Origin of the sequence: Desulfobulbus rhabdoformis (genome assembly GCF_016919065.1) — a bacterium.
Classification (GTDB): Bacteria; Desulfobacterota; Desulfobulbia; order Desulfobulbales; family Desulfobulbaceae; genus Desulfobulbus; species Desulfobulbus rhabdoformis.
On sequence record NZ_JAFFQA010000071.1, the window covers coordinates 1 to 12,364 of the forward strand.

Sequence of the window (12,364 nt, forward strand, 5' to 3'; positions counted from 1 at the left end):
CTTTTTTCGACCTCCTGTGCGCCCCTGAGTTAAACGATTGAACGCTATCGCATCTGTTTGCTATCGGAATGCAATATTAAAACGATTTAGAGACGACCAGGCGCGTTGATGGGCATTTTTGTTGGCACCCCTGGCTATTGAAAAAAATTCCGGCAAAAACCTGTCAAGTTATTTATTTGGATTTGAGCTTTTTTTATTTTAGAGGGTGTGAGTAGTTACCATCGAACTTCTCTTTGAAAAATTTTTTAAGTAAGGAATTATCACTACTGAGAAAGGTTCCTCCAGATTCGTAATGCTCCTGAAAAATCTTTCCGACAGCATACATGGCCGCACCACCGGCCACTGACATCGTCCCCACATACACGGCGTGTCCAAGCAAAGGGATCCCCTTAAAGGCAACTCGGAACTTTACGGTGAGATACACCGCCCCAAGGCTACCAGCGAGGGAAATAAGCATTTTATAGACGACTAATTTGGTGGGTACGGGGAAATTGTAGATTTTGGCCAAGTCCCCTATCATCTTCACCTCCAAGGCAATGACAGAAGCCGTATTCACTAGGGCAGAGGGAAGAACCCCGAGCCCTATGGCCACGATGACATAATTCTTAATGCATTGATCCGCCTTGTGCTGCTTGTCTGCGCAACGCGATGGTGGCACATTCTCATCAGGTGTGACAACGGATGCATGCGGGTGCTGATCTTCCGCCTCATCCTGATTGTCATTCTCGTATACGTTTGTTTTCACGTTTCACAGTCTCTGTGGCCCCCCAAGGTAAGCAGGTGACTACAATGGACTTTTATTTTCAGTCCTGAATCCGTGAGCATTCATCGGTGTGTCAGTTTCGTTGTTGGTGACATGTCAATTAAGGTAAACTTTATCGGCGTGTTACAAACAATGAAGGGGGCGTGCCGATGGATGCCTCAAGGGGCTATATCGCCAGCTGCTGTTTTTTATTAAATATTATCAGATACGATATCAGACATGACGATAAAATTAAAAAAATTCTTTATTAAAAATCCGTATATTGAAGGAAAAACACACTTACAGCAAACAACTCTCAAAAAAATCTTTTCAAGCAAGAAAATCATACAGAGATAAACGAGATTTTGACGACACTAAAACTCATCTCATTTAAAGAATTTGAATACTTACGCGTTAACATAATCGAAAATTCACACACTCTCTTCACGTAATTCAACAGACAGGGGATGGGGTATATCGGCCAACTCAAATCCACAAACAAAAACTCCACTTAACATTCCACATAAAATACAATATCGAAATTTGAAATATTTTTTCCAGAATAAATATCTACTCATCAAAACGAGACAACTTAACTCGTGGAGTCAGTGCAGTTCATAGCAGGCCGGGCTAGATTTGCTGTTGGTAGTTTTTGCGTGCATAGTGGTCACACAACAACGTATTTTCCCAGAATCGATGAAGATTTTTCAGAAAATTTTATTATATTCAGGGTGTCTTGAATAATTAAATTTTTCAATCAAGGCCAGGTTAGCGCCAGACTCCGGGGGATTGGCAGAAAAAGCCATTATTCAAGATTCCCTTCAGTTTCACCCGCTGCGCATCGGGACGCTCATCAGCACAGCGGGTCTCCTTTTCTGGAAAACCAACATAGAAAAGTTTCTGGGGGGAGCGCTTTGGCGGAGCAGGGGTAAAAAATTATGAGCACCCGAAAACGTGTTGTTTTCGAGATAAAAGACACCCGTAGCCATAAATGAATGCAATGGCCTTCAGCACCATGGCCACTTACACGCAAGGACAAAACTTGTTGATACAACGAAATCCGGCTCCTTTTCCAGATTCTATCACTCGAACTTCAGTCATCTGCTCCGGCACTATTCAAAGTTCCTTTGACTGGCATCAGAAGCAAATCTATCGCTTTGTTGCTGAGATGCAGAGTGTGGGTATCGCTTCATGATGCCGTTGCACCCCGGGCAGGTGCATATTTGGCTGTTCCCCTTCACGCAGGTGGACGATGCCGGCTTGCTGGCCAGATACGAACCACTCCTCTCTCCGCTTGAACGTGCATGCCAGCAGCGATATTACTTTGAGAAAGATCGTAGGCGATATCTCTGCACCCGTGCCTTGGAACGGTTCGTTTTATCTGAATATACCCATGTGCCGCCAATGCAGTGGAAATTTGAACGTAACGCCTACGGCAAACCGGAAATAAGCAGAAGCCATCACCCCGGCATTCCCCCTCTCCGTTTCAACCTGTCGCATACCGATAGATTCATCGCCTGCGCGGTGACCCTGGAAAACGATATTGGGGTTGATATAGAGCAGATGAATGGGCAAATAGATGTCATGGGAATCGGCTCCCATTATTTTTCCTCTCAGGAAAAAAACGATCTTGAGGCATGTGCTCCGCTGACGCGGCAAGAGAATTTTTTTGAATTATGGACCCTGAAGGAAGCGTATATGAAAGCAAGAGGCCTGGGACTTCAGATTCCACTGGATGCTGTAACCATCAGCCACAACGGGAACCAACTGCTTCTCTCCTTTTCTCCTGCCTGCCCTGATGCCCCCGAACGTTGGCAACTGCATCATTACCGGCTCAAGCACTCCTGCGCCCTCTCCTTTGCGGTTGCGGCCTCCAAGAGTATCAAGCCACAACAGGTTTTGATGACGAAATGTATTCCTTTCCTTTCCATTGCCCCTGTACAGCACCTGTTGCTCTACCGAACCTGAACGACAAAATTTGGTATTTCGCCGCTTGAATCGTATACTCATTTTGCCCCTGTGCATTAAGAAACTCTCAATCACCGACCCTTTGCTATGGATGTCCTCAATTCTGTTAGTGTGCTTTTGGGAAGTTCCTGGGCCTCCGGTCTGAACCTGTATCTCTGTACGGCTGGCCTGGGACTTGCCCAACGCATGGAACTGATCGACTTACCCGGAAACATGACCGTTCTTGCTCATCCTCAGGTTATCGCCATAGCCTCTGCACTGTTTGCTGTGGAATTTGTCGCAGACAAGATACCCTATGTCGATTCCCTGTGGGATTCGATCCATACATGTATCCGCCCATTGGCTGGCGCCGCCATGGGTTTTCTCGCCACATCGGATGCAGGCTCATTGCTCCAATTTCTAGCGGCCCTTGCCAGCGGCAGTTTAACAATGGGCTCCCATTTGGCAAAATCTTCCACCCGAGCCGCCATCAATACCAGCCCGGAACCCGTTTCAAATTCAGTGGCAAGTGTCACCGAAGACCTCACCGTCAGCGGACTGTTGTACCTTATGATTGCCCACCGGCTTCTGGTCATACTTGTCGTCTTGGCCCTCATGATCGTTTCTGCATGGCTTCTGAAAAAACTCCTCCCTTTCGCGCAAAGAGTCTGCAAATCTTTCACCTGTAAATAGAACAACAGAGAGAGCCCCCTTCCCTATCCACATTGTTTTTCGATCCCCCTATACTTCAAGTCGTTGACAGGCCACAAAGTGGCATTAGCGTAATAACAACGTAAATAAGCCAAGAAGAGCGCGAAGGCGGATGATATTTTGCTTCCCCCCTGGCAGACTCGAAACCACAAGCATCCACCCCAGAGCACCGAGAGGAGGTAAGCTTAGAATATCAGCGGATTACATAGCACCTGGAGAAATATTGAGTAAGGTTATCAGTAAGACGACAACCTCCATTTCAGGGATACGATTGGTAAGAGACAAGGAGAGACCACTATGATCTGTATTACAGGAGCTGGAGGCACTGTCGGCAGCGAACTCGTCAGGTATCTTCAACAAGGCAGTCACCGGTTTCGCCTCGCCTATCACGCCCGGGAAAAGGCGGATGCGGCCCGTGCCAGAGGATTTGAGGCGGTCCTCATCGATTACAGGAGCCCCGATACCCTGCACGCGGCCTTTAAGAATTGTGAAAAGATATTTCTTCTTGGCCCAAATTCAATTGATCAGACAGCACTGGAACTCAACGCCGTACAGGCGGCAAAAGCAGCGGGCGTGCAGCACGTGGTGAAACAGTCTGTCATGGGTGCGGAGGAGGAGTCATACAGCTTAGCCAAAGTACATCGGCCGGTTGAACAAGCGATCGAGTCCAGTGGGCTCGACTGGACCTTTCTTCGCCCGAATAGTTTTATGCAAAATATCGTTACCTTTATGGCTGAATCGATCAGGACTGAGAACAGCTTCTACAGTGCCAGTGGAAAGGCAAAGATCAGCCATGTCGATGTGCGTGATATTGCAGCAGTGGCAGCACATGTTCTGACGGAGACAGGACATCAAAAAAAGGCCTACACCTTGACCGGTCCTGATCCACTTTCCTACGAAGCGATTGCTGGCGAGCTGTCAGTGGTGCTGGGCCGCACCATCAGCCATGTTTCTCTCGCACCTGCAGAATACTTGCAGGGTATGATTGCCGAAGGTATGCCTGAACAAATAGCAGAGAGAATGCTTGACCTGGAGCGTTACTTTCGAGAAGGCCGAGCAGCCAAATTGCAAGGGGACATCAAGCTGGTGACCGGGGCCTTCCCCATAGCCGTCAGGCTAAGCCGTGGATCCCTGATTAAGCCACACATGGCATTGGCTCACCCTCAATTCTCAGAACCAAAATATCTTGTATGATTTCTGGAGAATAGTTTCCATTTTTCTTTTTCTCCAGCAAATGCTTCTGGCAGCTTAACTTGAAGAACTTAACCAGAAAATCCGTTACAGCTTCTATCCCGTTAAAAATTGCCTCTTTGAAACGGTCAAGCGATCTCATCCAGGTTTTTATCGCTTTGTAGAAACTGAGATTTTTACCATAGAGCCCACGCATGAGATTATGCGTTATCCATAACATGTTCAGGCTGAGCACTATAATGAATAATTTCGAGTAAATATAGCACTCAAGGCGCTGCTTTTTCACCTTCTTGACCTTATCGATCTTCCAGAGCGATTTCCAGGTTTTGAAGACAAGCTCAATCTGCCAGCGCAAGGTGTACGCCTTCCACGCATTCTGAATATCGAGCAACTTTTCAGATGCAGAGGTGGTGAACAGGTTGAGCCTCGCTCGGGCTTTGAATTCTTTACCTAATTGCCGCCCTTTCTTTTGGGCATTCAAATGAGCCTTACGCATTCGTTCCTGATAAACGCTTTCAGGAAGCAGATAAACGAAGAGACGAACCTGAAGTGTCAGATTTTGATCAAGAAATACCCGGTCTTCGAATTTTTCAACTCCAGCATCGGTCATGGCTCGAACGATACGGGAAAAATTCAGCTTAACCGTTTTCTTGCCTCGAAGCTGATACACGTTTTTGTTGGCTTGCAGACGGCATAAAAAATCACCAAGGTTCTGCAGGATACCTCGCAATGCTGATAGATGCATATACGCGAGGTCACGAATAACAAGGTCGCCTTCTTTGACAACATCAATGGTCAGCGTTGAATTGGTTGCATCCTGGTCATTAAACGCATTCAGACTGAGATCAACGATGCTGCCGGAGACTAAATCATATTCAAATTGGATCCTGATACTGGCTGCGGATCCACTGCCGCCACTACCGGGGTAATACGTGGATAAAGATTGATCTATTTGAAAACAAACAGAATCTTTAATCAAAATTCTTTCAAATTGGTCACAGCTTATTAACGTCGCCCTTCCCCCGGCCAGCTGTTTGCTGAAGAGTTCAGCGAGGGCTGCCGTGAGAAAAGAAACCGCACGCTGGTTAAAGCGCTCGTCCAGCGATTGCTTTTTGATACATATGTCGTGATCCAATTCCAGTTTGATGGTGAGATCATTGAGACTCTCAAATGCCAATGCATCACTGTTAAAAGCCAGCAGACAAAGGAAGGTGAAACCGCCTAACTGGCTTGAGCGCTGAACGAACTTGCTCTCACGAGCCAAAGATTCGATTTCCTGCTCGGTAAAGAAGCAACATAGTTGTTTTCTGATCGATTCTTCAATCAGCAGATACTCGTCTTTATCAACTCTCTTAATGGTAAGAGATAATGCAACTTGCTGAAAAAACGATTATATTACCTGAAAGTCCAAGTTGCTACACCGCCAACTTCCGAGAGTGATTAGTAATCATTCTCGGCAAAATGGAGTGCCATTATGAGGCTGGGGGCTTTGAAAGTTTTTTTGTGCCTAATTTTCTGTTTTTTCGCGTTTAATTTGAATTCGTACCCCTTAGCCTGACGGCTATGCAACCAGCCCCCCAACTAAACCCCACATACCGAGCCAGCCTGGTCATTATAGTCTGATACGTACCCACTCTGTAATCGCATCAATAAGGATACGATTAGGCAATGCAAACCATTCAGCACCCCAGGCTTATACAGCTCATCCCCTTTTCCAAATAGGACAGTCATGGCAGAGAGGGATACTACGCAACAATAGCTCAGGTGGAAAAATGAGGGAGTAGATATCTCTGCATGGGCCAACCTGGCTCCTCCAGGCCGCCATTACGGCGATGTAGTCTCCCCAGTGGATGGTCGATACCGTGGGAAGAAAACAGTATCAGGAAGATCCATCAAGAAACAGCATTCAATGAGAAACTGAAGAAAGTGATCCATCGGCTCAGATGCCGGTGAACAATTCGTTGGGAATATGATAACCAGAAAATATGTCGGCATAACCAAGTGCAGCAAGGTCACCGCCGGCCGAGACCTGACAGATCTGGTTTAAAAAGGAGTACAGGAAGTATTCACCTTTGCTCGTTACTCCCTGAAAGAGCCGTATCGCTAGCTCCCTTTCACAAGGCGCTCATCTGACTTTTTCCTGTCAAACTTAAACAGCTTCCCCTTCTCTTTCTTTTTCTGCCAGGCCTTCATCTCTTCAAATCTCGAAGGAAATTCCTGGATAAAATCAACAGCTGTCCAAGGACTCCGGCCATTTTCATCAGCCAACCATTGTTTAACGACCTCGAAGAACTCGTCCATGATCTTGTCGAACCCAGACACATCTGGGTCGGGGGGATTTGACACAACGCTGGTTTCATTTTTGGTTATAGGTGGGCCGTTTTTAAATAGCGGAACCACCTTACCGGTCTGGCCGTCCACTAGCTGATGAAGCGTTTCCTTGGTCACCCCAAACTGCTCGAAAATTATGCCGTACCAGGATTCAGGGATCCTGTTTTTCCTTTTGGCGTCAGAAATAGCCTGCGGTGTAATCCCGAGCTTTTCAGCGACCTCTTTTTGAGTCCCTCCTCCGGCTATATTTTTAATCTTTTTGAATAATAGCTCGAAACCAACCCGCTCCATGATTTTCTCCAAACTTATGCTTGATAGGGCTTTGCAATTCGATTAAAAATCAAATATGAATAAAGCTGACGCAAGCAAAATAAAGCAATTGTTAAAACAATACAACACAAAGCAAAAGGATATTGCCGCTTTTCTTGGTGTCTCTGCTCAGTTTGTCAATCAGGTAATTAACGGGAAAAGATCTACGGTTAGAGTCATGCAGGCGATTGCGTTTTTCACAAACAGATCAATCTCAGAACTGTGGTTAGACAAGGAGTAACTCATTTTATTCATTACGAAATTTCAAGAAGTTAGGATTAATCAAGCTGCCTATCCTAGCAAAGTTTCACAAAATTTTGCAATGAATTTCAATTTGGTATCCCGCTGAAATATCGACTATTTCACCGAGAACACTTACTCGTCATCTCCTGCTTTGCTACAGCCCCAACCGGTTCAAGGGATTTGAAAAATTGCTAAGAGTGAACATTGTGGTACTTATTTTTTTTGGACTGTTTGATTGCGGCCACTCTATCGCCAAGACAACTCCTATAACCGATTTCGAAATACTCAATATATCCAATGTTAGATAATATCGTCCGTATTGGGTTTTTTATCATGGTGCAGCGTCACTCCATATTCGCTGCTGGGCTTCCTGCTCTTTAGGTTTACAGCCTCTTCCGTTGACACTGATTTTTTTACAGGCTTCAAATTTCTATAAAAAGCCTGGTAGCTCATTGTAATTTTTCCCTTTTGCTTCAAATCCTCATAAGCGAGCTTGATGCTATATCCGGCAGCCAATAATTTTTCGATCTCCTGGCGAACTGCAAAAAACTCGATCCGGGCAAATCCTTTTTTTAAGCGTTCCATAATAGAAAATTATAAAAGATGATCATAACGGATAATAAAATATGATAGAAAATCATAGATTTTACACGGATTTTCATAGTTATCTACTGAATTCTGCGTTTCTCTCTGATTTTTTATCTGGAGTGAAAGGCAGGATAGGTGAGGTAACGCTACCGCGCACCTCACACCCGTGCCCCATCCGGGGAAGGCTTATTCGCTTTCAGCTCAACGCAACCACCTATTGACACCATGCCCAGCACCAAAAAACGGATCACCACCTATCTCACCGACGACGAATACCGTGCCATGAGTAGGGCAGCAGCTCAGGCAGGCCTGTCGCTTTCCAAGTACGTCAAACGGGTATGCTTGGGGCATGCCGTCACCAGCACGGTTGATTATCAAGCGTTTCTCGCCTTGACCAAAGCCAACGCTGATCTTGGTCGCCTTGGCGGTCTCTTCAAAATGTCATTGTCCGAGGGTTCTTCCGGCAGCAATACGCCAGAGATTCGCAGGATTCTGAAATCCATTGAGCTATCAAAAGAAAATATGGTGAGGCGCTTCAATACTCTGGTTGAGGGATTATCCACAAAACAATCCAGGAAGCCCTAAAATGAAAATACTCCATAATTTGTTTCGGCTCGCAGGGGCAATGATCATCTCCACGATGTTGGCATTATCGTGGCAGGCTTGCGGGTTTCAGGGCCTGGGAAAAGTAATGATGATCTTGGCCACCGTGGTTGCCTCGATATGGGCGATGATATGGGTCGGGCGTGGCATATACTGGTTGGTTCTTATTCTGGTTATAGGGATCATCGTCTTGCTAGAAACGCTATTGAAAACAATCAAACAGTTGGTACTGGGATCATGATTGCAAAACGCATCAACATCGAAAAGGGTAACGATAACTCGTGCCGCCTAGGACGATATATTGCCGATGCCAGTCACGATGGGGAAAAATTACTCTTTGCCTGGCATGAAGGATGTCTTTCGGAGACCTATGAAGCCGCTCTCATCGAAATTGAGGCAACGCAGGGTATGAATCAGAGGTGCCAGGGGAGTAAAACCTACCATCTGATGGTGAGTTTTCGGCCAGAAGACGAGCCGAGGTTGAGCAGGGAAAACATCATCACTATTGAGAAGGCTTTTGCAGACGCCCTGGGATTTAGTGGTCATCAACGAATGTGCGGCGTCCACAAAAACACCAACAACCTGCATATGCATATCGCCTATAACATGATTCACCCGGAGGGGTTTACCAAGCATGAACCCTTCCGAGATTATTTCCGATTATCTGAGGTGTGCAGGGAGATGGAAAATCGGTACAACCTGGTGATCGACAATGGAATAACTCACGATCAAAATAAGCAGCCAAAAATCAACCAACGCGCGGCCAGTATGGAGGCCCACACTGGAGAGAAATCATTTCAATCCTTTACCATCGAACACAAAGATGTAATCGTGAAAGCCTTGACTGATTCAAAAAGCTGGCACGAGGTCCATACTGCCTTGGCCGAAATAGGGGTTAAAATTGTCAAAAGAGGCAACGGATTAGCAATTGCCAGTGCCGACGGTCGCGGTGCCATAAAGGCCAGCGCCCTGAGACGTGATTTTTCCAAGAACAGGCTCACCCAACGATTAGGGGACTATGCTCCACCAAAGCGGTCTGTTCCGCAAAGAGAGGGGTATCAACGGGAACCAATCCAACCGAAGACTCCAGAGCGAGAGGCATTGTTCCAGCAATATAGGTCCTTACGGGAAAAACGTCAGCTGCGCCTGCGCGCGTCTCAGCAGGAATATAGATCTACAAAAACACGGGCGTTTTCTCAATTCAGCTATCAGCTCCAGACGCTTGAAAAACGCATCCTCCCTCGCAAAACCAAAAGAAAGCTGACGCAGATGCTCCATCTTGAAAGGCGAGCGACCATGGCCGAACTGCATGAAACCTATGAAAGAAAAATTCAAAAAATCCGTGAGGAAATCCCGTTCAATACCTGGAATGGATATTTGAAGTGGAAGGCAGAGCAAGGAGACAGAACAGCATTGGATGTTCTCCGTTCGAAGAAACTGAATGCGACTCTCGATCGACTTGACCAGGGTATGCAAAAGAATTCCCCGGAGACATTCGCCCAATCCACGCACTCAATGGCTCTAAGCGAAAAACAAATAGCTGCTGCTGGAATATCCGGAAAACATCGCTCACGGCTGTTGGCTGTAACCAGGATGGAGCTCTTAAAAGCTCAGGAAAAAATCAACCAGGGGACCAATCCAACAAGGCCACTGATATTTTCGGGAACTCAGCACACCATTGATAACAACGGTGTCGTTATTTTCTCCTTACCGAGCGGCGGTACCATTCGAGACACGGGCAGCAAACTCTATTTCTCCTGCGACGAGACTACGGAACAAGCGGCTGTCATGTATGGTCTCGCCCGGTTTGGCAAAAATATTCATTTGAGAGGTAATAGCATTGAACGAAAAAACAACAAACACACCACCCTCCTCCGAACAAGAACTCACCAGCCTAACATTGCTCGCGCTCAACAAAACCATCAACACAGCCTGCGCAAGCTGTCCGAACTCGATGTGGTTCGGCTCGGCAAAAAATCAAAAATGCTTCTGCAGGATAATGCACGCCGTGACATGGAGCGCTGAGGAACCCAATCTAATAACGCATTGTGATGGCCAGTTTTTTGAAAATTGAGAATTATACGGTCGAAAGGAAGGTAAGCTGTGCAGACATTAGCCTTATATCCCCAACTCGACAGCTAGGATCACTTGACAAAGTACGTATATACAGGAGATATCGTAACTTCCTACTCTTCGAATAGCTGGTAGAAAAAGGCAGCATAATAGAATTGTGGTCTTTTTTACTATCTGAGCGCATACCATTGTTAGCGATGGTAATCAATTTGCCTTATCATGCTCTTTGGGTCCCAGTAAACAGTGATCTCGTTTTTTCGAGACCATTCAACAGCGAATTCTGTCGGAAATTTATGCATAGCATGGTGTATTGAATACCAGCACTCCATTGAAGTAGAGGGAGACCAACCACAATTAGCTGGATTTACAAGTATTGATATATTCACTTTCCCATTTTTTATTTTGCTATATAGGCTCCTCGTCATTCCACCGCCAATCCTCAAATAACCTGTGCCGCCAACTTGTGCAGCTACTTCTCCTCGCAAGCCATTTCTGATTTGAACTTCATAACAGACCACTCCATCTTTTCCACACTCCTCTGTTTCAGGTGAATAATCCCTTTCCAGATAACGTTTTATCTCTTTGCCAAATTTTTTGGGGAATTTACCTATGTTAGCTGGGGCGCGACCGATCTCTTTTCCGGTTTTATGGATGCCTTTAGATATTTCCCTGTCCACTCTTTTGTAGAACCTTTCGAGCTCTTTTCCGGTCTTATGTATAACTTCTTTTGAGTTTTCTACGGCAGATTTTACAGGGTTGTCATGGTGTGATTTTATTTCAAAAACACCCAGATCTACATGCCAAGATAGCCCAATTTCATAAGAAAATAGTATGAATAAAAAAATAATTAGATATATATGTCTATTTTTCATATATTAATCACTCCATAGAAGTGACAATAATATCATTATATTTGTCATAAGTAATTACGAATCCATTTGGCAATACTTGCTTACTATCTACAATTGCAATCCAGCATCTTTCAGATATATCCAAATTAGAGCAGTTTTCTGGTCGTGCTTCAATTGAAATAGTCACCACAGCTTCTTTATTATTTATATATATATCCTTTGTTGTTCCTGGTGATACGATATAACTATCGCTTTCTCCTGCTTTAAATAATGCATCATTATACAGACCATTTTTTAAAATAGCCTGAAAAAATTCTGTTTTACTTTCTTTAGATGGAGACGGGGGAGCGAAGTCCTTCCCAGCAATTTTCATGTACACTGTAGCACCAGATTTTACGATATTTCCTGGCGCCCTGCCAATTTCCTTTCCTGTCTTATGAATCCCTTTAGAAGTTTCCTCTTTTACATCGTTGTAAAATCTACCTAGCTCTTTTCCGGTCTTATGTATAACTTCTTTGGAGTTTTCTACGGCAGATTTTACAGGATTATCATGATGAGATTTTACTGTAGCAACTCCTAAATCAACATACCAAGCCAGTGCAATTTCCGAAAAAAATAATACATTTGTGATAACAGCCATTCCCGGAGCCCCACTCTAATGGCACAAGAAGCGGCTTTGTAGTGTGTAAATCGCCTCAAATTCATGACGGGCATGCGGCAACAGAAGCAATCGGATAATTTCAGGGATTATTGACGAAAAAGCGTATTTTTTAGG

Annotated in this window: 13 protein-coding genes; 7 read left to right on the forward strand and 6 right to left on the reverse strand. The window is 45.2% G+C overall.

Annotated features, from left to right (window positions below; all coding sequences use genetic code 11):
- Positions 1–193: 193 nt before the first annotated feature.
- On the reverse strand, positions 194–745 hold the full coding sequence (locus JWJ90_RS21390) for a DUF697 domain-containing protein (protein WP_205229258.1): 552 nt from the start codon (positions 743–745) through the stop codon (positions 194–196).
- A 1,188-nt stretch (positions 746–1,933) separates the two neighbouring features.
- Here JWJ90_RS21390 and JWJ90_RS21395 point away from each other — a divergent pair.
- From JWJ90_RS21395 to JWJ90_RS21405, 3 genes are all read left to right on the forward strand, one after another.
- The gene (locus tag JWJ90_RS21395; protein ID WP_205229259.1) at positions 1,934–2,710 is read left to right on the forward strand and encodes a 4'-phosphopantetheinyl transferase family protein; all 777 of its coding nucleotides are present in this window, start codon (positions 1,934–1,936) and stop codon (positions 2,708–2,710) included.
- A gap of 87 nt (positions 2,711–2,797) precedes the next feature.
- Positions 2,798–3,382: a DUF4126 domain-containing protein gene (locus JWJ90_RS21400; RefSeq protein WP_205229260.1), complete on the forward strand. Its 585-nt coding sequence runs from the start codon at positions 2,798–2,800 to the stop codon at positions 3,380–3,382.
- A 315-nt stretch (positions 3,383–3,697) separates the two neighbouring features.
- Positions 3,698–4,594, forward strand: a complete 897-nt coding sequence (locus JWJ90_RS21405) for an SDR family oxidoreductase (RefSeq protein ID WP_205229261.1) — start codon at positions 3,698–3,700, stop codon at positions 4,592–4,594.
- On the opposite strand, the gene JWJ90_RS21410 is transcribed toward JWJ90_RS21405, so the two are convergent.
- Both JWJ90_RS21410 and JWJ90_RS21415 read right to left on the reverse strand, forming a co-directional pair.
- A complete protein-coding gene (locus tag JWJ90_RS21410) occupies positions 4,536–5,948 on the reverse strand; it encodes an IS4 family transposase (protein WP_338032355.1) in 1,413 nt (470 codons plus the stop codon). The genes JWJ90_RS21405 and JWJ90_RS21410 overlap by 59 nt on opposite strands.
- A gap of 746 nt (positions 5,949–6,694) precedes the next feature.
- Positions 6,695–7,213, reverse strand: coding sequence for a helix-turn-helix transcriptional regulator (locus JWJ90_RS21415; RefSeq protein WP_205229263.1), 519 nt, complete (start codon positions 7,211–7,213; stop codon positions 6,695–6,697).
- Between the two features lie 55 nt (positions 7,214–7,268).
- Between JWJ90_RS21415 and JWJ90_RS21420 the strand changes: the two genes are divergently transcribed.
- Positions 7,269–7,472, forward strand: a complete 204-nt coding sequence (locus JWJ90_RS21420) for a helix-turn-helix transcriptional regulator (protein ID WP_205229264.1) — start codon at positions 7,269–7,271, stop codon at positions 7,470–7,472.
- Between the two features lie 302 nt (positions 7,473–7,774).
- On the opposite strand, the gene JWJ90_RS21425 is transcribed toward JWJ90_RS21420, so the two are convergent.
- The gene (locus JWJ90_RS21425; RefSeq protein ID WP_205229265.1) at positions 7,775–8,059 is read right to left on the reverse strand and encodes a TraK family protein; all 285 of its coding nucleotides are present in this window, start codon (positions 8,057–8,059) and stop codon (positions 7,775–7,777) included.
- Positions 8,060–8,287: 228 nt separating this feature from the next.
- Here JWJ90_RS21425 and JWJ90_RS21430 point away from each other — a divergent pair, with 228 nt between their 5' ends.
- Genes JWJ90_RS21430 through traI form a run of 3 tightly spaced genes read left to right on the forward strand, consistent with a single transcriptional unit; the run spans position 8,288 to position 10,690 of the window.
- Positions 8,288–8,647, forward strand: a complete 360-nt coding sequence (locus JWJ90_RS21430) for a plasmid mobilization protein (protein WP_205229266.1) — start codon at positions 8,288–8,290, stop codon at positions 8,645–8,647.
- Between the two features lies 1 nt (position 8,648).
- Positions 8,649–8,906 carry a hypothetical protein gene (locus JWJ90_RS21435; protein ID WP_205229267.1) on the forward strand — a complete coding sequence of 86 codons (258 nt, stop codon included), beginning with the start codon at positions 8,649–8,651 and terminating at the stop codon, positions 8,904–8,906.
- Entirely contained in the window at positions 8,903–10,690 is a 1,788-nt protein-coding gene (gene traI / locus JWJ90_RS21440) for a TraI/MobA(P) family conjugative relaxase (RefSeq protein ID WP_205229268.1), read from the forward strand. The genes JWJ90_RS21435 and traI overlap by 4 nt, the downstream gene beginning before the upstream one ends.
- Before the next feature lie 239 nt (positions 10,691–10,929).
- On the opposite strand, the gene JWJ90_RS21445 is transcribed toward traI, so the two are convergent.
- Together JWJ90_RS21445 and JWJ90_RS21450 are read right to left on the reverse strand one after the other, a co-directional pair.
- A complete protein-coding gene (locus JWJ90_RS21445) occupies positions 10,930–11,610 on the reverse strand; it encodes a hypothetical protein (RefSeq protein WP_205229269.1) in 681 nt (226 codons plus the stop codon).
- Positions 11,611–11,617: 7 nt separating this feature from the next.
- Complete coding sequence (locus JWJ90_RS21450; protein WP_205229270.1) at positions 11,618–12,229, reverse strand: hypothetical protein; 612 nt, start codon at positions 12,227–12,229, stop codon at positions 11,618–11,620.
- Positions 12,230–12,364 lie beyond the last annotated feature (135 nt).

Bases quoted from the DNA above. Each gene is read 5' to 3' on its own strand.
- JWJ90_RS21395 (WP_205229259.1), top strand. From the start codon at position 1,934: ATGATGCCGTTGCACCCCGGGCAGGTGCATATTTGGCTGTTCCCCTTC.
- JWJ90_RS21400 (WP_205229260.1), top strand. From the start codon at position 2,798: ATGGATGTCCTCAATTCTGTTAGTGTGCTTTTGGGAAGTTCCTGGGCC.
- JWJ90_RS21405 (WP_205229261.1), top strand. From the start codon at position 3,698: ATGATCTGTATTACAGGAGCTGGAGGCACTGTCGGCAGCGAACTCGTC.
- JWJ90_RS21415 (WP_205229263.1), bottom strand. From the start codon at position 7,213: ATGGAGCGGGTTGGTTTCGAGCTATTATTCAAAAAGATTAAAAATATA.
- JWJ90_RS21420 (WP_205229264.1), top strand. From the start codon at position 7,269: ATGAATAAAGCTGACGCAAGCAAAATAAAGCAATTGTTAAAACAATAC.
- JWJ90_RS21425 (WP_205229265.1), bottom strand. From the start codon at position 8,059: ATGGAACGCTTAAAAAAAGGATTTGCCCGGATCGAGTTTTTTGCAGTT.
- JWJ90_RS21430 (WP_205229266.1), top strand. From the start codon at position 8,288: ATGCCCAGCACCAAAAAACGGATCACCACCTATCTCACCGACGACGAA.
- JWJ90_RS21435 (WP_205229267.1), top strand. From the start codon at position 8,649: ATGAAAATACTCCATAATTTGTTTCGGCTCGCAGGGGCAATGATCATC.
- traI (WP_205229268.1), top strand. From the start codon at position 8,903: ATGATTGCAAAACGCATCAACATCGAAAAGGGTAACGATAACTCGTGC.
- JWJ90_RS21445 (WP_205229269.1), bottom strand. From the start codon at position 11,610: ATGAAAAATAGACATATATATCTAATTATTTTTTTATTCATACTATTT.
- JWJ90_RS21450 (WP_205229270.1), bottom strand. From the start codon at position 12,229: ATGGCTGTTATCACAAATGTATTATTTTTTTCGGAAATTGCACTGGCT.